At 65.2% G+C, this 21,737-nt stretch carries 23 protein-coding genes; 8 read left to right on the plus strand and 15 right to left on the minus strand.

What is annotated here, in order from left to right; all coding sequences use genetic code 11:
* The first annotated feature begins 14 nt into the window (after positions 1-14).
* Positions 15-527: a TIGR02281 family clan AA aspartic protease gene (locus RBJ75_RS20860; RefSeq protein WP_044414663.1), complete on the plus strand. Its 513-nt coding sequence runs from the start codon at positions 15-17 to the stop codon at positions 525-527.
* A 10-nt stretch (positions 528-537) separates the two neighbouring features.
* On the opposite strand, the gene RBJ75_RS20865 is transcribed toward RBJ75_RS20860, so the two are convergent.
* From RBJ75_RS20865 to RBJ75_RS20875, 3 genes are all read right to left on the minus strand, one after another.
* A complete protein-coding gene (locus RBJ75_RS20865; RefSeq protein ID WP_044414664.1) occupies positions 538-1,407 on the minus strand; it encodes a DMT family transporter in 870 nt (289 codons plus the stop codon).
* A gap of 365 nt (positions 1,408-1,772) precedes the next feature.
* A complete protein-coding gene (gene phbB, locus RBJ75_RS20870) occupies positions 1,773-2,498 on the minus strand; it encodes an acetoacetyl-CoA reductase (protein WP_044414665.1) in 726 nt (241 codons plus the stop codon).
* 283 nt (positions 2,499-2,781) lie between these two features.
* The gene (locus RBJ75_RS20875; RefSeq protein WP_276156446.1) at positions 2,782-3,960 is read right to left on the minus strand and encodes an acetyl-CoA C-acetyltransferase; all 1,179 of its coding nucleotides are present in this window, start codon (positions 3,958-3,960) and stop codon (positions 2,782-2,784) included.
* Between the two features lie 321 nt (positions 3,961-4,281).
* Here RBJ75_RS20875 and phaR point away from each other — a divergent pair, with 321 nt between their 5' ends.
* The 3 genes from phaR (at position 4,282) to RBJ75_RS20890 (ending at position 5,885) form a co-directional block, all read left to right on the plus strand.
* A complete protein-coding gene (gene phaR / locus RBJ75_RS20880; RefSeq protein WP_044412884.1) occupies positions 4,282-4,887 on the plus strand; it encodes a polyhydroxyalkanoate synthesis repressor PhaR in 606 nt (201 codons plus the stop codon).
* A gap of 187 nt (positions 4,888-5,074) precedes the next feature.
* Positions 5,075-5,362 carry a DUF1778 domain-containing protein gene (locus RBJ75_RS20885; RefSeq protein WP_044412886.1) on the plus strand — a complete coding sequence of 96 codons (288 nt, stop codon included), beginning with the start codon at positions 5,075-5,077 and terminating at the stop codon, positions 5,360-5,362.
* 7 nt (positions 5,363-5,369) lie between these two features.
* Positions 5,370-5,885 (plus strand): GNAT family N-acetyltransferase, encoded by a 516-nt coding sequence (locus RBJ75_RS20890; protein WP_044412888.1) that lies wholly within the window; start codon positions 5,370-5,372, stop codon positions 5,883-5,885.
* A gap of 91 nt (positions 5,886-5,976) precedes the next feature.
* On the opposite strand, the gene RBJ75_RS20895 is transcribed toward RBJ75_RS20890, so the two are convergent.
* Positions 5,977-7,641, minus strand: coding sequence for a putative bifunctional diguanylate cyclase/phosphodiesterase (locus RBJ75_RS20895; RefSeq protein WP_044412905.1), 1,665 nt, complete (start codon positions 7,639-7,641; stop codon positions 5,977-5,979).
* 300 nt (positions 7,642-7,941) lie between these two features.
* On the opposite strand from RBJ75_RS20895, the gene RBJ75_RS20900 reads away from it, so the two are divergent.
* Positions 7,942-8,238, plus strand: coding sequence for a hypothetical protein (locus tag RBJ75_RS20900; RefSeq protein ID WP_052628958.1), 297 nt, complete (start codon positions 7,942-7,944; stop codon positions 8,236-8,238).
* 37 nt (positions 8,239-8,275) lie between these two features.
* On the opposite strand, the gene RBJ75_RS20905 is transcribed toward RBJ75_RS20900, so the two are convergent.
* The 3 genes from RBJ75_RS20905 to mtgA form a co-directional block, all read right to left on the minus strand.
* Positions 8,276-8,887, minus strand: a complete 612-nt coding sequence (locus RBJ75_RS20905) for a hypothetical protein (RefSeq protein ID WP_044412889.1) — start codon at positions 8,885-8,887, stop codon at positions 8,276-8,278.
* A 208-nt stretch (positions 8,888-9,095) separates the two neighbouring features.
* Positions 9,096-9,281, minus strand: coding sequence for a 50S ribosomal protein L32 (gene rpmF, locus RBJ75_RS20910; protein ID WP_044412892.1), 186 nt, complete (start codon positions 9,279-9,281; stop codon positions 9,096-9,098).
* A 250-nt stretch (positions 9,282-9,531) separates the two neighbouring features.
* Positions 9,532-10,212 (minus strand): monofunctional biosynthetic peptidoglycan transglycosylase, encoded by a 681-nt coding sequence (gene mtgA / locus RBJ75_RS20915; protein ID WP_044412895.1) that lies wholly within the window; start codon positions 10,210-10,212, stop codon positions 9,532-9,534.
* 187 nt (positions 10,213-10,399) lie between these two features.
* Here mtgA and RBJ75_RS20920 point away from each other — a divergent pair, with 187 nt between their 5' ends.
* The 3 genes from RBJ75_RS20920 to RBJ75_RS20930 all read left to right on the plus strand — a co-directional run bounded on the left by RBJ75_RS20920 (position 10,400) and on the right by RBJ75_RS20930 (position 13,725).
* On the plus strand, positions 10,400-11,326 hold the full coding sequence (locus tag RBJ75_RS20920) for a polyprenyl synthetase family protein (protein WP_044412897.1): 927 nt from the start codon (positions 10,400-10,402) through the stop codon (positions 11,324-11,326).
* Positions 11,327-11,331: 5 nt separating this feature from the next.
* Positions 11,332-12,009, plus strand: a complete 678-nt coding sequence (locus RBJ75_RS20925; protein WP_044412900.1) for a DUF1345 domain-containing protein — start codon at positions 11,332-11,334, stop codon at positions 12,007-12,009.
* Between the two features lie 108 nt (positions 12,010-12,117).
* Entirely contained in the window at positions 12,118-13,725 is a 1,608-nt protein-coding gene (locus RBJ75_RS20930; protein WP_276156414.1) for a Na+/H+ antiporter, read from the plus strand.
* Positions 13,726-13,773: 48 nt separating this feature from the next.
* Here the strand turns inward: RBJ75_RS20930 and RBJ75_RS20935 are convergent, their stop codons facing one another.
* From RBJ75_RS20935 to RBJ75_RS20970, 8 genes are all read right to left on the minus strand, one after another.
* Positions 13,774-14,964 (minus strand): glycine hydroxymethyltransferase, encoded by a 1,191-nt coding sequence (locus tag RBJ75_RS20935; RefSeq protein ID WP_044411633.1) that lies wholly within the window; start codon positions 14,962-14,964, stop codon positions 13,774-13,776.
* A gap of 42 nt (positions 14,965-15,006) precedes the next feature.
* Positions 15,007-15,735 carry an amino acid ABC transporter ATP-binding protein gene (locus RBJ75_RS20940; protein ID WP_044411645.1) on the minus strand — a complete coding sequence of 243 codons (729 nt, stop codon included), beginning with the start codon at positions 15,733-15,735 and terminating at the stop codon, positions 15,007-15,009.
* A 14-nt stretch (positions 15,736-15,749) separates the two neighbouring features.
* Positions 15,750-16,442, minus strand: a complete 693-nt coding sequence (locus RBJ75_RS20945; RefSeq protein ID WP_044411630.1) for an amino acid ABC transporter permease — start codon at positions 16,440-16,442, stop codon at positions 15,750-15,752.
* Between the two features lies 1 nt (position 16,443).
* On the minus strand, positions 16,444-17,193 hold the full coding sequence (locus RBJ75_RS20950; protein WP_044411627.1) for an amino acid ABC transporter permease: 750 nt from the start codon (positions 17,191-17,193) through the stop codon (positions 16,444-16,446).
* A gap of 83 nt (positions 17,194-17,276) precedes the next feature.
* A complete protein-coding gene (locus tag RBJ75_RS20955) occupies positions 17,277-18,185 on the minus strand; it encodes a transporter substrate-binding domain-containing protein (protein WP_052628936.1) in 909 nt (302 codons plus the stop codon).
* A gap of 195 nt (positions 18,186-18,380) precedes the next feature.
* Positions 18,381-19,091 (minus strand): GntR family transcriptional regulator, encoded by a 711-nt coding sequence (locus tag RBJ75_RS20960; RefSeq protein ID WP_276156413.1) that lies wholly within the window; start codon positions 19,089-19,091, stop codon positions 18,381-18,383.
* A 252-nt stretch (positions 19,092-19,343) separates the two neighbouring features.
* Positions 19,344-20,636, minus strand: coding sequence for a flavodoxin-dependent (E)-4-hydroxy-3-methylbut-2-enyl-diphosphate synthase (gene ispG / locus RBJ75_RS20965; RefSeq protein ID WP_044418196.1), 1,293 nt, complete (start codon positions 20,634-20,636; stop codon positions 19,344-19,346).
* A 13-nt stretch (positions 20,637-20,649) separates the two neighbouring features.
* Positions 20,650-21,588 (minus strand): DMT family transporter, encoded by a 939-nt coding sequence (locus RBJ75_RS20970; protein WP_044418194.1) that lies wholly within the window; start codon positions 21,586-21,588, stop codon positions 20,650-20,652.
* Positions 21,589-21,737 lie beyond the last annotated feature (149 nt).

Raw genomic sequence — 21,737 nt, forward strand, 5'->3', positions numbered from 1 at the left:
CGATGAGTATGCCTATGCGTGGGATCATGATTTTCGCCGCCATCATGGTGGTGCTCGGCACCGTGATGGCGCAGATCGCCGACCGGATGACGCCGGCGCAGGCCCGCTCAATGGTGACCGGGACCGGCGCCGTCGACGCGCCGCAGCAGGCCGGCGTCCGCAATGTCAGCATTGCGCGCGACGCCCGCGGCCATTTCCAGACCGACGGCCGCATCGAGGGCCAGCGCATCGCCTTCATGGTCGACACCGGCGCCTCGGTGATCGCGCTGAATGAGAGTTCGGCGGCGCGGTTCGGGTTGCGGCCGCGCCGCTCCGACTACACCGCCACCGTCTCCACCGCCAACGGGACCGTCAAGGCGGCGCGGACCAGGCTGGCGATGGTCGATGTCGGCGGGCTGATCGTGCGCGACGTCGAGGCCATGGTGCTGCCTGACGAGTCGCTGTCGGAGAACCTGCTCGGGCTGTCGTTCCTGTCGCGGCTGAAGCGGTTCGAATTTGCCAACGGCCAGATGGTGCTTGAGCAGTAACGCGGCGCTCTCAGCGGCGCTTGCGAAACATGTCGCGTGCGGCGATCAATCCGCCGCCGGCGATCAGCGCCGCCGCGAAAGCCAGCGTCGGGCTCGGCCTGGCATAGCCCGCCGCGATCAGAAATCCGGTCGACAGCAGGGGGGTCGCATAGGACGCGGCCCCCAGCACCCGGATGTCGCCGCGCTTCATCCCGATGTCCCAGGCATAGAACGCCGCGCCGAGCGGGCCGATGCCGAGTGCGGTGATCGCCAGCCACTGGCTGGTGCCCTGCGGCCATACCGTCGTCTCGAAGGCCAGATGCATCAACGCTGCGAGCAGGGCGGTCGCCATGCAGAAGCCGGCCACGGCGTCGGTCGGGACCGCGCGCAGCCGGCGCGACATCACCGAATAGCTGGCCCACACGAACGCCGCCGCGATCGCCGCCACGAGGCCCGGCACATAGGCCGGCTCGAAACCGGAGGTATTACCGGCGAACAGCAGCACGGTGCCGGCGAGCCCAAGCAGCGCGCCGACGATGTGATGCGGCAGCAGTCGCTCGCCCGGCAGCAGCGAGGAGAACAGCACGATCAGCAGCGGCCACAGATAGTTCAGCAATCCGGCTTCGGCCGGCGGCGCGAAGCGCAGCGCCAGGAAATACAGCGCGTGATAGCCGAACAAGCCGCCGACGCCGACCGCCCAGGCCAGCGGCGACTGCCGCAACGCGCCGAACGCGCCGGGCCGCGCGATCCAGCTCGCCGACGCCGCCAGCGCGCCAATCGCGAAGGTCATCGCCGTCAGCTGGAACGCCGGTACCGTGCCGGTCGCCACCGTCAGCACCGATAGCAGCGACCACATCAGGATTGCGGTCAGGCCGATCAGGGTCGCGGTGCGCGGCGTCATAATTTCAGTCTTGAATGGCAGTTTGGATGATGGGGCGATGCCGAATCGCGGACGGCTCACTCCGCGGCGGTCCAGCTTTAGCTGCGATCAAGCCCGACATCCACTCCCGAAACCCAAGCCCGAAATCCAAGCCCGAAACCGAAGCTGTGGATCCATGTCCGAATTCCATGCCTCTGGGGCGCACATGTCTCTGGGGCTCAGATGCCGCTGGGGCTCAGATGCCTCCGCGGCTCGCGCGCCGCGAAGTGCGATTTGCCCATCCTGGTCTGCACCCAAGGCCGGGGAGCAACCGGACTCACCAACCTTCAAAACGAAAGTCTATGAAGACCATCGGTATGTAACAGATGGACGATCGGATCATCCGATCAGATCATATACTGGCCGCCATTGATCGACAGCGTCGAGCCGGTGACGAAACCGGATTCATCGGCGGCGAGGAAGACCACGGCGCGGGCGATCTCGTCGGGCTCGCCGAGCCGGTTGGCCGGGATCAACGGCAGGATGGCCTTGTCGAGAACCTCCTTGGGTACGGCCTGCACCATCTCGGTATTGATATAGCCGGGGCAGATCACGTTGACGGTAATGCCGCCGCGCGCATTCTCCAGCGCCAGCGCCTTGGTGAAGCCGATGTCGCCGGCCTTGGCCGCCGAATAATTGACCTGGCCGAACTGGCCCTTCTGGCCGTTGACCGAGGAGATGTTGATGACGCGCCCGAATTTGCGCGCGCGCATGCCTTCAATGACCTGACGGGTCATGTTGAACAGCGAGCCGAGATTGGTGTTGATCACCGCGTTCCATTGCTCGAGCGTCATCTTGTGAAAGGCGCCGTCGCGGGTGATGCCGGCATTGTTGACCAGGATGTCGATCGGCCCCAGCTCGGCCTCGACCTTCTTGACGCCTTCGGCGCAGGCATCAAACGAACTCACATCCCATTTGTACACCGGGATACCCGTCTCGGATTTGAAGGCGTCCGCGGCGCTGTCATTGCCCGCATAGGACGCGGCGACCTGATAGCCCGCCGCCTTTAATGCTTTGCTGATCCCCGCGCCGATTCCCCGCGTTCCTCCGGTCACCAATGCAACACGCGCCATGCTTACTCCCTCCCCTTGCGCATGATTCACCTGAGCGTGAGCGGTGACGGGTCAGATCATGCGGCATTCCAAAATCGTGAACGCGATTATCGCAATACCGTCCTCCTCTTGCGATGAGGAGCGTGCCTGCTGATCGTGTTCGGCTTTTCTTATAGCTTCGAATTAATCTGGCCGCGTGACGAACATCAAGACAAAAACGCCCGGCTTTCGCCGGGCGTTTTGCTAATTCGTTGGTGCAGTGCAAACGACGCGATGATTGCGCGTCGTTACCTCGCTGCTTGCATCAATCGCGGGCAAGGCACATCGCGATGCCCATGCCGCCGCCGATGCACAAGGTGGCGAGTCCCTTCTTGGCGTCGCGCTTCTGCATTTCGTGCAGCAGCGTTACCAGCACGCGCGCGCCGGAGGCGCCGACCGGATGGCCGATCGCGATCGCGCCGCCATTGACGTTGACCTTGGAGATATCCCAACCGAGGTCCTTGTTAACCGCGCAAGCCTGGGCGGCGAAAGCCTCGTTGGCCTCGATCAGATCCAGATCGTTGATAGTCCAGCCGGCCTTCTTCAGCGCCGCGCGCGACGCCGGAATCGGCCCGGTGCCCATGATCTTCGGATCGACACCGGCCTGGCCCCAGGACACGATCCGCGCCAGCACGGTCTTGCCTTCCTTGGCGGCTTGCTTGGCGGTCATCAGTACCACCGCGGCGGCGCCGTCATTGATACCGGAGGCTGAGCCGGCGGTGACGGTGCCGTCCTTCTCGAAGGCCGGCTTGAGCTTTTGCATCGCCTCGATGGTGGCGCCATGGCGCGGATATTCGTCGGTATCGACGGTGATGTCACCTTTGCGAGTTTTGATGATGAAGGGGACGATCTCGTCCTTGAACTTTCCGGCCTTCTGCGCCGCCTCGGCCTTGTTCTGCGAAGCGACCGCGAATTCGTCCTGCTGCTGGCGGGTGATCTGGTACTGCTTGGCCACGTTCTCGGCGGTGTTGCCCATGTGATAGCCGTTGAAGGCATCCCACAGCCCGTCCTTCAACATGGTGTCGACGAACTCGACGGAGCCCATCTTGACGCCACCGCGCAAATATTGCGCATGCGGCGCCATGCTCATCGATTCCTGGCCGCCGGCGACGACGATGTCGGAATCGCCGTTGAGCAGCGCCTGATAGCCCAGCGCCACGGTGCGCAGTCCCGAACCGCACAATTGATTGACGCCCCAGGCCGGGCTTTCGACCGGAATGCCGGCCGCGATTGACGCCTGGCGCGCCGGGTTCTGTCCTTGTGCGGCGGTGAGGATCTGCCCCATGATGACTTCGGACACCCGGCCCGGCTCGATGCCGGCGCGTTCGAGCGCGGCCTTGATGGCAGCCGCGCCAAGTTCATGCGCGGGCGTGGTGGCGAAGGCGCCGTTGAAACTTCCGACAGCGGTACGAGCGGCGCTGACGATGACGACATCGTCGGACATGGACATCTCCTGGGCTTGAGGTTCTTGTGCTTGAGGTTCTTGGGCTTGAGCTTGTTGGACGGCGCTCGCCCGTCGGCGAGCCGGTGTCGGTCGCTATCCTGTTAATCCGGCGGCAGCGTGTCAATCCGAGACACGATTTTGCGAGCGCCGAACCGCCAATAAAATCGCCGGGTGGCGACATCGGCAGCAATCGGTGCCGAGAAATTAACGCGGCCGCACAAAATGGTAGCCGAAACGCATCCGAAGTGCTTACTTTATTGCATTGCGTTTGCCGGCCGCCGTGTTTTCGGCGGGTCCCTTTCCTCCGTGTGTGTGGGTGCCATGGCGAAATCTGACCAACCGACTACGATCAAGAAATATGCGAACCGGCGGCTGTATAACACCGGCACGAGCACTTACGTGACGCTCGAGGATCTCGCCTCGATGGTGAAGGACGGCGAGGACTTTCTCGTCTACGACGCCAAGTCCGGTGACGACATCACCCGCTCGGTGCTGGCCCAGATCATCTTCGAACAAGAAAACAAGGCCGGACAGAACCTGCTACCCACCACCTTCCTGCGCCAGCTGATCCGGTTCTACGGCGACAGCATGCAGATGGTGGTGCCGAAATATCTCGAGCAGTCGATCGACAGCCTGACCCGCGAGCAGGAAAAATTCCGCAAGCAGATGACCAACACCTTCAGCATGACGCCGTTCGCGCCGCTGGAGGAAACCGTCCGCCGCAACATGGAAATGTTTCAGCAGACCTTCGCGATGTTCAAGCCGTTCGTGCCGCCGCGCAAGGGCAGCGCCCACGCCGCGGAGCCCGAGGACCCCGCCGCCGAGCCGGCGGGCGAGACCGGCAATATCGAGGATCTGCGGCAGCAGATGAAAGAGATGCAGGAACGGCTGGAGCGGATGTCGCTGGAGCAGAAAAAGGACGAGTAGGCCTGCCTGGAAGATTAGGCGGCTCGGGCAGATAAGCGTCGATGCGGCTCGGCCATCGCTGGCCCACGAGAGCTGGGAGCGATATTGCCGGGTCGTGGAATCGGACCGTAAGGCTGGCGGCTCGGCCGATGCGACCGTCTTGATTTGTACGGCAAAATCCCGTACAAAATTTGAAAGAGGGTTCGAGATGGCCACCGAACAAAGCCGGACCGCGCGTATCGAAGCCCGCATCGCGCCCGAAGCGCTCGCAGTCGTCAAACGCGCCGCCGAACTGCAAGGCCGCAGCGTCAGCGATTTCGTCGTTGCGGCTGCGCAGGAAGCCGCTGCGCGTGCCATCGAAGATATCCAGATCATTCGCCTCGCGGTCGAGGATCAGCGCGGCTTCGCAGCCGCGATTATCGATCCGCCGCCCCCTTCCGCCAACCTGCTGCGTGCCGCCGACGCCTATCGGGATCTGGTCAAGGCGTCGCAGTGAGTCCGCAATGAGTGCGGGGTTTCGGATCGAAGCGCTGGCCGCGGCGCATGATCGGCTGAGCTTTTGCAGCGGTGTCGAGCCGCTCGATCGCTATCTGCGCGAATTGGCAAATCAGGATATCAAGCGCCGTATCAGCAATTGTTTCGTGGCGTTGGACGATGCCGGGTTGATCGCCAGCTACTACAGCTTCGCGGCCACGAGCCTGCCTTTGACGGAATTGTCCGCCGAACAGACCAAACGCCTGCCACGCTACCCGCTATTGCCCGCCGGGCTGATCGGCCGTCTTGCGGTCGATCGCCGTTTTCGCGGCCAACGTCTTGGTGGGGCGCTGATCATGGATGCCGCGATGCGGGCCTCGCGCTGTGATCCGGCGATCTTCGCCCTGATCGTGGACGCCAAAGACGACAGTGCCGTCCGCTTCTACGAGCACTATCAATTCCGCCGCTTCACCAGCCGGCCGCAATCCTTGTTCCTGCCAGTCGCGACGGCATTGCAGGCCCTTCAGGCAAAGGGTGGCCAATGATGCGAACCCCTTGAGCCCGACGTCCGTGCCCAAAACGCCGTGATCTCAAGCCGCGGCGCACGATTTGTCTCTGACCTTGCGGATGCCGACTCTATCGCCGCGCCGACGGCAAGCTCTCCGCCGCCGCGTCCCACGGCCGGTGCTGCGAGGCGAGGCCGGTCAGCCGGCCCTGAATGTAGTCGCAGCCCCAGTCGCGCAGCAGGTCGGCGGATTCCTGATCCTGCACCCATTCGGCCACGGTCTTGATCCCGAGCCGGCGCGCCAGATCGATCAGCGTCTGTACGAAGGCGCGGTCGTCGGCGGAGCGGGCGATGTTCTGCACAAAGGCGCCGTCGATCTTGACGATGTCGACGCCGAGATTGCGCAGATTGCGGAACGAGGTGTAGCCGGCGCCGAAATCGTCGATCGCGATCCGGGCGCCATAATCCTTCAGCCTGTTGACGAAGCCGCGGACGTCGTCGAGGTCCTGGATCGCCACCGTCTCGGTGATTTCGACGATCAGCCGCTCGGCGATGCCGGGATGCGTCGCCATCATCGATTCGATGCTGGCCCACCAACCCGGATCCATCGTGGTGTCGGGCGAGATGTTGAGGCTGAGCTGCACCCGGGGCGAAGCGGCCAGTTCGGTGACCACCAGTTCGAGAACTCGGTGATCGACCAGGCGGATCAGACCGAGTTTTTCCGCCACCGGCACGATGTCGGGCGCCAGCAGGAGCTGGCCGTCGGCCTGTCGCATCCGGACCAGGCATTCGTAAAACGAAGGCAGCTGCGTGACTGTATCGACCACCGGCTCATAGGCCATGACGATGCGGCGTTCATTGAGCGCGGTGACGATCTCGTCGGTGACGCGGATATTGACCCGGCGTTGGGCGTCGCGCTCGACATTCGGGCGCCACATCGAAAACGAGCCATTGCGCCGCAGCTTCGCGCTGTCCAGGGTTTCATGCGCGCGATTGATGGCCTCGTCGGCGCTCCTGGCGTAGCGCGGCGCGCCGACGGCGCCGATCGAGGCGGTGACCGAGACCGGGCCGGATTTGGTCGGCACGATTTCGTTGCGGATTGCGGACAGGAAGCGCTCGGCGGCGATGTTCATATCGTCGGCGGTGCAATTCTTCAGCACCAGGCCGAATTTGTTGCCCGAGAAACGGCCGAGCTGGTCGCCGGCGCGCAGCCGCGCGCGAATCCGTTTTGCGACCTCGCAGATCACCTCGTCGGCGACATCGAAGCCGAAGGCGTCGTTGATCCGGGCGAGGTGGTCGATGCCGATCAGCATGAAGGCGAAGCTCGAGCGGAACCGGGCGGCCTCCTCGATCGTCTCGGCCAATGACGCCACCAGATGGGTGCGGTTGAGCTCCCCGGTCAGCGGATCATGTCGGGACAGCTTCAACAATTCCTGGTCGTGGGCGTGGCGCTCATTGTTGACGCGGACGATGCCCTCGACCCGCGCAGGCTTGCCGTCGGGGCCGCCGAACCAGCAGCCGCACTCCTCGATCCAGCACACCGGCGCGGCGCTCGAGGCGCGAACACCATATTCGATCCGGTATGGCACGCTGGCGCGGCCGACCGCGGTCGCGGTGCTCAGCAATGCCTCGGAGCGGATATTGCCGGCGGGTTCGATCAGCCTGGCAAAGCCGGCGCCGGACGCCAGCGTGGCGGCGGGAATGTCCTGAAAGACCTCGTCGGCGCCGTCGGTCCAGACCATGCCGTCGGTGGCGAGGTCCCAGACGAACGCCGCCTGTCCCAGCGATTTGAGGATCGCCGCGGGCTGCGGTTGGCTGGGGAACGGCGCTGAAAAGGTCCTGTCCGCAGCCTGGTCGGCGAATCTGGCAGTCGCAAGATCGAAGGATGTCACGTTTGCCTCATTCTGGGACGCCTACGGGTGATTCCCTGTGAAAGAATAGGGTGCCAACATTGCTTAACGCTAGGTAAAGTTCTTAACGTCTCGGAAACCAATTTTTCGCTGCTCGTGGAACTACCAGACGGCATCGGCATAGGTCTTGCGATGCACCTGGCACAGGGGGCGCAAGCGTCCCAAAACCGCACAGAACGGGTCGCCATGCCGAGCAACTGGACCAGCAGCACGATCGACGACGGCGAAACCGCCGGTCAGGCCGATGCAGCCGATCATCGCGCCATGGTCAAGGCGGGCCCTGTCGCCTACCGCACCCGATATACCGACCAGCCGGTTCGCCCGAATTCGATCTTCGTGGCTCATCTGATGGCGATCGACCAGCATTCGCGGCAGCCTGGCGAGTGGCCCCAGGCCGCGCCCCAACAGGCGTCGGCGGCCTACCGGTCGGTGATCGGTCGCGATTTCGCTGCCGCCGGGGGGCGGATGAGGCGGGACTCCTGACGCCCGGTAGGCGTCAATAATGCATAAAAACAGTGACTTAGCGGCGCGGCGCGGGGGATTCGGCGTCCGGCTCCGGATCAGGCGTCGGCATATTCGCGGGTTCGGCCTGCGGCGCCGCGGCAGGCGTCGTCACCGCGACCGGTTCCGGGCGATCCAGCAGAACAGTTTCGGCAACCAATGTGGCGGCGGGCAGCTCCGGCGGCGGTGACGCCTGCTCGGGCTGCTGCGGCGGCGGCGCTTTGGCGGGCGCGGTCGGAGCCTTGCGGGCGACGCGCGGCTGCGGCCGCCGGTGCAACGCGATGCCGGCGAGGACGTCGACCAGGGCCAGCAAGGCCAGCACGAAGAAGGTGGAGTTGCCGAATGGCGGCAGCAGGATGAATTCCGCGGCCGCGCAGGCGAAGACCAGCAGCGACAGCAGATGGTCGGTGACATATTTGGCGCCGGGGCGGGCGCCCTTGATCACCTCGAGCAACAGCAGCAAGGCGCCGAGCGAGAGCAGCACATCGCTGACGGTGAACGTCCAGGCGGCCCCCGATGGCAGCGTTAGTGTCGCAAGCGGCGCGGTGAACGCGACGCCCGGCATCAAGAAGACGAGGATGTTGCAGATCGCGAGCGGAATCAGCAGCAGCGGGAAACCGACTATGGCCATCGGTAGTGCTTTCCGTCGTCCCGGAACCGCGGGGGACGATCAACCAACCACTGCGGAGCTGGCGTCAGCATCCGGTCGCGAGAGCTAGCGCCAATGCTGGATCCGCAACGGATATGCCGAATTGCCGGACCGATTCTGCGTCGCCTGAACCGGAGCGAGGAGCCAAACGCCGTTGTCGCGGCGCGCCGTGCCGGCGCGCCGTCGCGGGTCAGGAGTCTTTCTTGACCTTCAGGACCTGGCGGCCCTTGTACATCCCGGTCTTCAGGTCGAGGTGGTGAGGGCGGCGCAATTCGCCGGAATCCTTGTCCTCGGCATAGGTCGGGGTCTTCAGCGCGTCCGCGGAACGACGCATGCCACGCCGCGAGGGCGAAGTTTTTCTTCTCGGAACGGCCATTTCGAAAGTCCTTGCAGGGATGTGGGGTGTCGTCCGCAACCGGACGGCCCGGCGCTTTCGCGCGAGCGAACTGCTGATTAGGCCGGGCTTATAACGGAACGAGGTCGCCAAAGCTAGAGCGTTTTCGAGCGAAGTGGGTACCGGTTCGCGTGACGAAAACGCGTCAAAACAACAATCAAGACCTCCTGTTCTGATCTACCAGAACCGGAATTGCGCGAGAGCGACCGGCGACCGAAATCGCCGAAATGGCTCAGGAGCCGCGATTTGCGTTCCAGCACCGCCCAAGTTCCGACGACTGCGCTCGCGCGACATATTTCGACGCCAGACGGCGCACCCCGCGGCCCGGATTGCGGGCGCTGCGGCTGATCGGGTTGGGCAGGATCGCCGCCATCAGCGCGGCCTGGCGGGCGGAGAGCTGCGAGGCACCGCGTCCAAACGCATATTGGGCGCCGGCCTCGGCGCCGAACTGCCCTTCCGGCCCCCATTCGGCGATATTGAGGTAAATCTCCAGCACCCGCTGCTTTGACAGCACCAGATCGATCCACAGCGCCAGCGGAAATTCCAGCGCCTTGCGCACCACGCTGCGGCCCGGCCACAGGAACAGGTTCTTGGCCACCTGCTGGGTGATGGTCGAACCGCCGCGCGCGGCCTCGCCATCCTGCAGGTCGTCGATGACGTCGCGCACCGAATCCCAGTCGATGCCCCGATGGCTGCAGTATTTGGCGTCTTCGGAACCGACCACGGTGCGCGGCAAGGCCGCTGAGATCGCATCCAGATCGACCCATTGCCGCGACACCGGCGCGCCGGACAGCCAGCGCCAGGCCATCAAGGTCGAGACCGGATGGCCGGTGCCATAGAACGGCGTCAGCAGATAGGGCAAGGCCAGCAGACCCAACACCACCATGATGGCAATACGGATCAGTCGTCTCATGCGGCCTCGATGCCGTGCCTGCCGGCCGGTCGGGCCGCCATACGGGCGTCGCGGCTGGCGACAGCGGAAGCCACATAAGCGGGCATTTACGGTCTCCGATGATCGTTGCCGGCCACGCCGAGCGCAGAATTGACGAAGCCGGTGCCATGATGAATGGTCCCGCCAACATTATCTGGAGCACTTCCGAATGGCCACCGGCACTTCCTCGATCGACTTTGCCAAGCGGCTCGATGCCACCGCTGACGATACCGAAGCCCTGCTTGCCCGCCTGCTTGGCGACGATCTGTTGCCCGACGAAACCGCGCGGCCGCCGCGGCTGATGGAGGCGATGCGCTATTCGAGTCTCGGCGGCGGCAAGCGGCTGCGGCCGTTCCTGGTGGTCGAGAGCGCGGCGGTGTTCGGCGTCCAGCGCGAGGCGGCGCTGCTGGCCGGGGCGGCGCTGGAGTGCATCCATTGCTATTCGCTGATCCATGACGACCTGCCGGCGATGGACAACAGCGATCTGCGCCGCGGTCGCCCGACGCTGCACAAGGCCTATGACGACGCCACCGCGATTCTAGCCGGCGACGCGCTGCTGACGCTGGCGTTCGACATCATCACCCGGGACGAGATCCATCGCGATCCGCTGGTGCGGTTGCTGCTGACCCGGGCCTTGGCGCGGGCCTCCGGGATCGGCGGCATGGCCGGCGGACAGATTCTCGATCTGGCCGGCGAGGGCCGCTTTGGCGATCGCGAGCCGGTCGACGTGGCGCGGTTGCAGCAGATGAAGACCGGCGCGCTGCTGCGCTTCGGCTGCGTCGCCGGCGCCATTCTCGGCCAGGCCTCGGCCGAGCAATACAAGGCGCTGGAAGATTATGGCCGCGCGCTCGGCGAGGCATTCCAGATCGCCGACGACCTGCTCGATGTCGAAGGCGACGCCGAGGCGCTCGGCAAGCCGGCCGGGGCCGACGCGGCGCTCGGCAAGACCACCTTCGTCACCCAGCTTGGCATCGACGGCGCCAAGCGGCGGATCGCCGATCTCTTGGCGCGCGCCGATCAGGCGTTGTCGGTGTTCGGCGCCAAGGGCGACGTGCTGCGCGCCGCCGCGCATTTCGTCGCCGCGCGAAAGAACTAGCCCGCATGGCCGAGCAGGAGATCGACGATCCGCGGCTGTTGCGTTTTCGCAAATTGCCGCGGCCGGTTCGTGTGGTCTATGCCCGGCCCCGGCTGTTCATCGCGATCCTGATCGGGATCGTCGCCTTTGTCCTGCTGCCGGGGTCGCTGCGGCTGGTGACCCGGCTGCTGATCGGCTGGGACGTTTCGCTGGCGCTCTACCTGATCCTGGCCTTTGCGATGATGTACCGCTGCGGCGTCGAGCATATTCGCCGCAACGCCGTCCTGCAGGACGACGGTCGCTTCCTGATCCTGATGGTGACGTCGATCGGCGCCTTCGCCAGCATGGCGGCGATCGTCACCGAGCTTGGCGCCTCGCATCGCGGCGCCGCCGAGCTGACGCTGGCGACGCTGACCATCGCGCTGACCTGGGCGGCGGTGCACACCACCTTCGCCCTGCACTATGCGCATGATTTCTATCGCGGCACGCCGGGCGGGCTGGCGTTCCCCGGCGAAACCGCCGAGCCGGATTATTGGGACTTCGTGTATTTCTCCTTCGTGATCGGGATGACCGCGCAGGTCTCCGATGTCGGCATCACCGACAAGACGATCCGTCGCACCGCCACCGCGCATGGCGTGGCCGCCTTCGTCTACAACACCGCGCTGGTCGCCCTGATGGTCAACATCGCCGCCAGCGCGATCTGACCGGGCCGGCCGTGAGGCGGCTCCGGGCCGAAGCCGTATCCCTTGACCCGGTGCCGCAGCCGGGCGATTTCATGATCTGATGTCTCAGCAAGCCGGGTCAGGTTCGTCGTGGAAGCCAAGTTTCAGATCTTCCTGACCTTGCTGGCGGTGCTGGCCGGCACCGCGCTGCTGGCGCGCCGGCTCAATGTCGCGCCGGCGATCCTGCTGCTGATATCCGGCATCGCACTGGCCTTCGTCCCCGGCATGCCGGGGATCGAACTGCCGCCGGAGCTGATCCTGCTGCTGGTGCTGCCGCCGCTGATCTATTCCGCCGCGGTGGCGATGAGCTGGCGCGAATTCTGCTCCAATCTGCGGCCGATCGCCCTGCTGGCGATCGGCTGCGTGATCTTCACCGCCTGCGCGGTGGCGGTGGCGACGCACTATCTGATCGGGCTGCCCTGGAGCGTCGGCTTTCTGCTCGGCGCCATTGTGGCGCCGCCGGACGTCGTGGCACCACTGGCGATTGCCCGCAAACTCGGGCTGCCGCGGCGGATCCTGGTGGTGCTGGAGGGCGAGGGCCTGGCCAATGACGCCACCGCGCTGATCCTGTATCGCTTCGCCGTGGTGGCGATCACCACCGGGGCGTTCTCGCTGCCGCAGGCGTCCGCGACCTTCGTGGCGATTCTCGCCGGCGAAGTGCTGTTCGGCGCCGCGGTCGGCTGGCTCAGCCTGCGCGCCCGGCATTGGGTGCGCGATCCGCAGATCGAAATGACGCTGTCGCTGCTGACGCCCTATATCGCCTATTGGATTCCCGAGCATCTCGGCGGCTCCGGGGTGATCGCCACGGTGGCCTGCGGGCTCTATATCAGCTGGAACGGCCCTTTACTGATCCCGTCGGCGACCCGGCTGCAGGGCATCTTCTTCTGGGATCTGGTGATCTATCTGATCGAGGGCATGCTGTTCCTGCTCACCGGCTTTCAGATGCGGGTGCTGCTGGAGAAATCCAAGGAGTTTCCGTTCGGCGACATCCTCACGGCCAGCATTCTGGTGGCGGCGATCGTCATCGTGGCGCGGTTCGCCTGGGTCTATCCGGCGAGCTATCTGCCGGGGCTGCTGAGCAAGCGGTTGCGCGCGCGCGAGCCGCTGCCGAACAGGCGCGCGGTGTTCGTGGTCGCCTTTACCGGCGTGCGCGGCGCGGTGTCGCTGGCCGCGGCGCTGGCGCTGCCCTATGCGCTGCCGGGCGGCGAACTGTTTCCCGACCGCGACCTGATCCTGTTCGTCGCGTTCGGCGTGATTTTGATCACGCTGATCGGGCTTGGGCTCACCTTGCCGGCGGTGGTCCGGCTGCTCGGCGTCGCCCGCGCCGGCAAGGACGAATATGCCGCCGAGCGCGATTCGGAAATCGCGGCGCGGCGCGAGGCGCTGGCCGCAGCACTTGCCTCGCTCGACGCCATGACCAATGACCGCGAATTGTCCGACGAGGTGGTCAAGCTGCTGCGGGCGCGGCACGAGACCCGCGCCAATCTGCTGCCGGTCTCGTTCGGCCCCGATCGCGACCAGGTCTCGGCCACCGGCATCACGCTGGTCCGCGAGTTGATCGCGGCGGAGCGTACATTCATCCATCGGCAATTGCGCGACGGCAAGATCACCGACGAAAGCCGCCGCCGCATCGAACGCGACCTCGATCTCGAAGAGGCGAGCCTGGCCAATCGCGAGGTCGGGACGGGGACGGTGTAGCCGCAGGCCCCGCGGTCGCGGTGGCTGGCGTGGCTACGTCACCGGACGTCAATCAGCTTTTGAGCGAACCGCCATCCGCCCGGAGCTCGTTGTCTCCAATAGCCGCGCCAGCGTGTCGGCGAGGGCGCGGAATTCGGCGTCGCCATAGCCGCGGGCGGTCATGAATTGGGTGCCGATGCGCAACGCATAGTGGCCGGCGGCGGTGGGGTCGGCGCAGGTCCCGACCAGGATCGCATCGCGCTCCAACGCCTTCATCGTCTCGGCCGGCATCATGGCGCCGTCGATCGGGATCAGGATCTGGTGGGTGAACAGATCGCCCGGTCGCGGCGCGATCACTGCCACGCCGCGGGCGTCGAGCGCTTCGGCCAGCACCGCCGAATTGGCGCAGATCCGCCGGGCGTAATCGCCGGCGTCCCGCTCGGCGTCGATCAGCGTGACCAGCAGCGACGGCAGCCGGCCTGCGTCGTAATTGGCCAGCATCTTGTCATCGATCAGCCTGGCGAGCCGTTCGCCATCGGCCGGGTTGCGGCCGGCGATCACGCTGTGCGGCCGGCCCGGCAGCGTCTTGTAGGTGGAGCTGGTCAGCACGTCGACGCCGAGCGCCAGCGGATTGGGGAAGGTGCCGCCGATGATCAGGCCCAGCACATGCGAGGCGTCGAAGATCGTCATCGCCCCCACCGCCTGGGCGCTGGCGACCACCGGGGCGATGTCGTCGGGCGTGATCATCACCGAGCGGCCGAGCAGCACCAGAGCGGGCCGGCGTTCCTGGACCATGGCGGCGGCCGCCGCCGCGTCGAGCCTGCGGCACCCGGCATCGAATGGCAGTTCCTCGACCGTGAGCCCGGCGAGATCGGGGGTGCCGCCGCGACGCTGGCTGAGATGGCCGCCATGGGCCGCGGCCGGCCCCAACATCAGCGCGCCAGGCGCACCGAAGGCGTGGAACACCGCGAGGTTGGCGATGGTGCAGCTCGGCAGCCGCGGCTCCGCCCAGTTCGCGCCAAGCAGCGCGCAGATCTTGCCGCGGATCGCGACTTCGAGCTCCGACACCAGATCAGTGTCGGGCTGTTCCTTGGCAAAGCTCGGTCCCATCGCCGGATAGGCGCTGAGCGCGGGCGTATAGGCGGCCTGGGCGGCGGGGCTCGGCATGCTGGCGCCGGCATAAAGCACGATGCGGTCGCGCAGCAGCGCGTCGCCGCGCGCGGCCGCTCGTTCGAGCAGCCGTTGTTCATTGATGTCCATCACTTGGTGGTTTCCTTCAGCCCGTTCGCCGGCCGGGTCGGTTTAGTGCGACAGGATCTTCGACAGGAATTGCTGGGCGCGCTCGCTGCGCGGCTGGCCGAAGAATTCCTCGGTGGCGGCGTCCTCGACGATCTCGCCGCTATCCATGAAGATCACCCGGTTGGCCACCTTGCGGGCGAAGCCCATCTCGTGGGTCACCACCATCATGGTCATGCCCTCGCTGGCGAGCTGGACCATGACGTCGAGCACTTCCTTGATCATTTCGGGATCGAGCGCCGAGGTCGGCTCGTCGAACAGCATCAGGACCGGGTCCATCGCCAGCGCGCGGGCGATCGCCACGCGCTGCTGCTGGCCGCCCGAAAGCTGGCCCGGGAATTTGTCCGCATGGGCCGACAGCCCGACGCGTTCGAGCAGCGCACTGCCCTTGGCCAGGGCTTCGGCGCGGCTGCGGCCCAGCACCTTCACCTGCGCGAGCACCAGATTCTCGGTGATCGACAGATGGGGGAACAGCTCGAAATGCTGGAACACCATGCCGACCTTGGCGCGCAGCAGCGACAGATTAGTCTTCGGCGCGCCGACATCGACGTCGCTGACGATGATCGTTCCGCTGTCGATCGGCTCCAGCCCGTTTACGGTCTTGATCAGCGTGGATTTGCCGGAGCCGGACGGTCCGCAGACTACCACGACCTCGCCTTTGGCGACCGAGGTCGTGCAATGCGACAATACCTTGAAGTCGCCATAGGACTTCGAGACGTCCCTTATCGAAATCATCGTCATGGCAGGTCCTAATTGATGATCGCGACGCGCTTCTGCAGCCGTCGCACCGCGAACGATGCCAGAATCGAGATCACGAAGTAAACGGCTGCGGCGAACAGATACATCTCGAGCAGACGGCCGTCGCGCTGGGCGATCCGGGCCGCCGCGCCGAGAAAGTCGGTGATCGACAGCACATAGACCAGCGAGGTGTCCTGAAACAGGATGATGGTCTGGGTCAGCAGCAGCGGCAGCATGTTGCGCAGCGCCTGCGGCAGCACGACATAGGCCATGGTCTGCGCGCCGGTCAGGCCGAGCGCATGGGCCGCCATGGTCTGGCCGGTCGGCAGCGACTGGATGCCGGAGCGCACGATCTCGCAGAAATAAGCGGCCTCGAACAGCGTGAAGGTGACCACCGACGACCAGAACGGATCGATCCGCACCGGGCGCGGCGATCCGAGCAGCCATTGCACGACGAACGGCACCAGGAAGTAGAACCAGAAGATCACCAGCACCAGCGGCAGCGAGCGCAGCAGATTGACGTAGATCGCGGCAAAGCCCGAGAGGATCGGAAAGCGCGACAGCCGCATGATGGCAAGCACGGTGCCGATCACGATGCCGAGCAGCGTGGCGCAGGCGGTCAGCGCCAGGGTGAAGCGCATCCCGGTAAAAATCAGATAGGGCAGCGCGTTGACGATGGTCTGGAGGTCGAAGCCGGATAGCATGTCAGAGCGCCTTGATCTTGGGCGTCTTGCCGCCATAGCCGGGGACCAGCGCCAGCCGTTCGACGCTCCGCATCGTGAAGACGGTGGCGAGATTCAGCATCAGATACAGCACGGTCGCGGCGGTGAAGGCCTCGAATACCTGGAAGCTGTTCTCCTGCATGGCGCGGGCGCTGCCAGTGAGTTCGATCAGGCCGATCGCCAGCGCCACCGAACTGTTCTTGGTGCAGCTGAGAAATTCCGACGTGATCGCCGGCACCACGATCCGGAAGGCCATCGGCAGCAGCACGTAACGATAGGTCTGCGGCAGCGTCAGGCCGAGCGCTTGGCCGGCCATCCGTTGGCCGCTCGACAGCGTTTCCAGGCCGGCGCGCACCACTTCCGCCATGCGGGCGGCGTGGTAGCAGCCGAGGCAGATCACGGCGGTATAGAACGAAGCGTTGGGCAGATGTTTCAGGGCCATGCCGGCGTCGCGCGGCAACAGCTCCGGCAATACGAAGTACCACAGGAACATCTGCACCAGCAGCGGGACGTTGCGGAACAGCTCGACGAACACCGTGCCGGCCGCGCGCATCCAGCCGACCGGCGCGTGGCGGGCGACGCCGACCAGCGAGCCCAGCACCAGGGCGATCGCAAACGCCGCGACCGAGGTCGCGATGGTCCAGCCGAGGCCCCAGAACATGGTCTCGAGCCAGGTGTGAGTCCCGTCGAGCGAAGGCTCGAAGAAGATCCACCAATTCCAATGATAACTCATCGTCCGATCCGCCTGGGCAGGTCCGAATATGTTCGGGCTTGGCCCGACGCGACGCGCGCGTCGGGATCTGGGGCAAACGCTGCTTAGCGGTACAGGTCGGGATTCGGATCGTCGGTCGGGTTGGCGATCACCTTCTTCAGCTGCGCCGACATCGGAAACGCCATGTTGACGCCGCGCGGCGGGATCGGCTTGGTGAACCACTTGTCGTAGATCGCGTTGATCTTGCCGGATTTGTACAAGCCCTGAAGCGTGGCATCGACCAGCGCCTTGAAGGCCGGATCGTCGCGGCGAAGCATGATCCCGTAGGGCTCGACCGAAAGCGGCGCGTCGGAGATCTGATAGGCGTCCGGCGATTTCGAGGTCGCTTTGCCGCCGGCGAGCGAGACGTCGTCGAAGATCAGAGCGGCGGCGCGGTCGGTCCCGAGCGTCAGCATGCCTTCCGCCATGTCCTTGGCGGACAGGATGGTCAAATCGAGCTTCTGCTCGTTATTGGCGGCGTTGATGATCTTGACGCTGGTGGTGCCGGACAGCGTGGCGACGGTCTTGCCCTTGAGATCCGCCATGGTGGCGGCCGGCATGGTCTTCTTGGAGAGGATGCGGACGGCTGCCACGAAATAGGTGTCCGAGAACGTCACCTGCTTCTGCCGGTCGGCATTGTTGGTGGTGGTGCCGCATTCCATGTCGATGGTGCCGTTGGCCAGCAGCGGAATCCGCGTGGTGCCGGTGACCGGCATGTAATTGACCTTGATGTCGGGCTTGCCGAGCGTGGTCTTCACCGCGTCGACCACCGCGGCGCAAAGATCGAGGGCGTAGCCGATCGGTCGCTGCTTGTCGTCGTAATAGGAAAACGGCACGTTGCCGTCGCGGTGACCCACCGTGATCTCGCCGCTGTCGGCAATCTTCTTCAGCGTGCCATTGGCGGGGGCGGACATCGCAGGGGTGGCCATCAGCGCCATCACGCAGGCTGACGCCGCCAGGAGTTTGAAATTCATAAGTGTCCCTCTGTCTGATCGAAGACTCGCGGCCGGCCGCGGGGAGCGGCGGCCTCCAGCGAGGTTCGGGCGGGCGGATGCTGGCTTGCGGGCCAAGCAGGGTCAATCAATAAATAATGAATTCATTTATTTGGCGATGAGTTCGCCTGATATTTAGGCGAAATGCCCAATACGAGGGCGGAAAATGGTTTTGCTTTAGGCGAGCGTTGCCGCCGAGGGCGCAGCCGTGGCCTCGTCGGCAGGCTCCGAAAATGCCAACGCGTGGCGCACGGCCTGGGCGGTGTTCAGCACATGCTGCCGCATCACTTTGGCCAGCGTGGCGGCATCGCGCCGCCGCAGCGCCCGGACCATCCGCTCGTGATCGTCGACCGCGATCCGCCAGTCCTCCGGGAGTTGGCGCACGGTGTGGCGGATGTTGCGGATCCGCAGCTCCAGCATTTTGTACAGGCTGAGCAGCGCCCGGTTCTGCGCCGCCTCGAACAAGGCCATGTGAATGGCGTGGTTGAGTCGGGCATATTCGATCGGTTCGTCGCGCTCAAATGCCGCCACCATGGCCCGGTGGGTGTCCTCGATGGCGGCGATTTGCGGATCGCTGATATGGACGCAGGCCAATTCTCCGGCGAGGGCCTCGATGCTGGCGATGATCGGGAACAGCTCGGTCAATTCCGCCGGCGTGATCACCGCGACCCGCGCGCCGCGTTGCGGCAGCAATTCGACCATGCCTTCCGCCGCCAGCACCTTCAGCGCCTCGCGCAACGGCGTCCGGGAAATGCCGAAGCGCAGGCACAATTGTCGCTCGGGGATCTTCTGCCCCGGCGCCAACTCGCCGGTGACGATCATGTCTCTGAGCAGATCGGCCGTCTCGCTGTGAAGCGTGCGCCGTCGAATCGCAGTGACCTGGGGCATAGTGACCTGAGTCCTAGTGACCTGGGACATGCGGCCGTTCTCATGAGAGGCTCATCTATCCTAGCGCGGTCCCGCAAATTATAGCGATAGGGCGGTCGCCGCAACACTGCGGGTTGTGGCCGGCCGCTGGCTTGCCCGGCATCGGCGTTGCCAGACGGCGGGCCACGGCCATCGGCGATGTCCCCTCGCAGTCATGCCTGAGCAGGCGAGACGATAAAGCGAGCGTTCGGCATCGTGGCCGAAGCCGTCGGCTTACTCCGCCGCCGGCACCATCTGCGCCGCGCCGGCGCTGCTGGCGCCGTATTTCTGCTCGATATAATCGATCACCAGCGCCTTGAACTCGGTGGAGATATTGGCGCCGCGCAGGGTACGGAATTTCTGGCCGTCGACGAACACCGGCGCCGCCGGGGTTTCGCCGGTGCCGGGCAGCGAGATGCCGATATTGGCGTGCTTGCTCTCGCCGGGGCCGTTGACGATGCAGCCCATCACCGCGACGTTGAGATTTTCCACGCCGGGATAGCGGCTCTTCCAGCCGGGCATTTCGACGCGGATGAAATCCTGGATCGAGCGCGCCAATTCCTGGAACGTGGTCGAAGTGGTGCGGCCGCAGCCGGGGCAGGCCGCCACCAGCGGCACGAAGGTTCGGAACCCCATGGTCTGCAGCAATTCCTGCGCGACCTGGACTTCGAGGGTGCGGTCGCCGCCGGGCTCCGGCGTCAGCGAAATCCGGATGGTGTCGCCGATGCCCTGCTGCAGCAGGATGCCGAGTGCGGCGGAGGAGGCGACGATGCCCTTGGAGCCCATGCCGGCCTCGGTGAGGCCGAGATGAATCGCATAATCGGAGCGTTCGGCCAGCGTCTGGTACACGGCGATCAGATCCTGCACCGCCGAAACCTTGGCCGACAGGATCATCTTGTTCTTGGGCAGGCCGATCTCCTCGGCGCGGGCCGCCGACAGCAGCGCCGACTGCACCATCGCCTCGCGGGTCACCGCGCGGACGTCGCGCGGGGCTGCCGACAGGGCGTTCTCGTCCATCAGCTTGGTCAGCAATTCCTGGTCCAGCGAACCCCAATTGGCGCCGATCCGCACCGCCTTGTTGTTCTTCAGCGCGATCTCGACAATGTCGGTGAACTGGGTGTCGCGCTTGTTCTTGAAGCCGACATTGCCGGGATTGATCCGGTATTTGTCGAGCGCCTCGGCGCAGGCCGGGTAATCCGCCAGCAGCTTGTGGCCGATATAATGGAAATCGCCGATCAGCGGTACGGTGATGCCGCGCTTGCGCAGCCCGTCGCGGATATGCGGCACCGCGGCCGCGGCTTCCTCGCGATCCACCGTGATCCGGACCATTTCCGATCCGGCGCGCGACAGCGCGGCGACCTGGGCGATGGTGCCGTCGATATCGGCGGTGTCGGTATTGGTCATTGACTGCACCACGATCGGTGCGCCGCCGCCGACGGCGACGTCGCCGACCATGACCTGGGTGGTGGTGTGCCGGGCGCTGGGGCCGGCAATGTCGTTCTGCAGCGGGGTCTCGAGCTTGTTCATGGGGTCTCGAATATCAGGTTTTTGTGACATTCAGCAATGGATCAATGGTTGCCAACCGGGCCGGCCGGTTCACCAGATAGAGCCCGGCAATCACCAGCAGCGCCGCGACACCAAAGGCCGGGGTCAAGGGATCGTGCATGATCAGATAGCCTGCCGCGACCCCGAATAAAGGGGTGATGAAGGTGAAAGCCGACAATTTGCTGGCCGAATAGGTCTTTATCAGAGAAAACCACAACAGGAACGTCATTCCGACCACCCAGATCGACTGATAGGCCATCAGCGTCAGCGACAACGTTGATGGAACCTTGGCGATGGTTTCGCCCGTCAGCAGCGCTGCCAGCGCCAGAATCGGGATCGACATGGCCACCTGGTAGCCCAGCCCCTTCTCGGCCGGGGCCCGCTGCAGATGCGACGCCTTGACGATCAGCGTGGTTCCCGCCCATAGCGCGCCGCCGCCGACCATCATCAGGTCGCCGAGCAGCACATGGGCATCGACATTCGGCTGCGGCACCCCGATCGCCAGCGCCACGCCGGCGAAGCTGAGGCCGAGCCCGGCCCATTGGATCCGCCGCAGCCGCTCGCCGAGAAACTGGTAGGATCCCAGCGCCACGAAGAACGGCGCTGTATAAAGAAACACCGAGGCGCGCGACGCCGTGGTCAGCAGCAGGCCGCGATAGATCAACACGAATTCGACCCCGAACAACAGGCCGGCGAACAACCCCGCCTTCAGCGTGCCATCGCGCTGGAACAGCTTCACGCCGCGCGCCTTGGCGATGATCAGGATCACCACCAGCGCGCCGGAGGAGCGGATCGCCGCCTGCAGGAACGGCGGAATCTCCGGCAGCACCAGCTTCACGGCGATCTGGTTGAAGCCCCAGGACAGGCAACACAGCAGCATCAGCGCCACCGCGCCGATGCTGAGCGGCCTGCTGGTCAGCGGATCGTGCTGCATCGGCGATCCATCGCGCTGGCGCGGCGAGCGGGGGCGTTGCGCGGCGAAGGCGTGGCGTGGCGGCAGGATGTGGCGTGGGGGCAGGATTTGGCGTGGGGGAAAGGCATGGCGGCTCCGGCTTGACACCGTGTTGTGCGGTCGCGCTCCCG

It is taken from the genome of Rhodopseudomonas sp. BAL398 (genome assembly GCF_033001325.1).
Taxonomy (GTDB): Bacteria; Pseudomonadota; Alphaproteobacteria; order Rhizobiales; family Xanthobacteraceae; genus JARJEH01.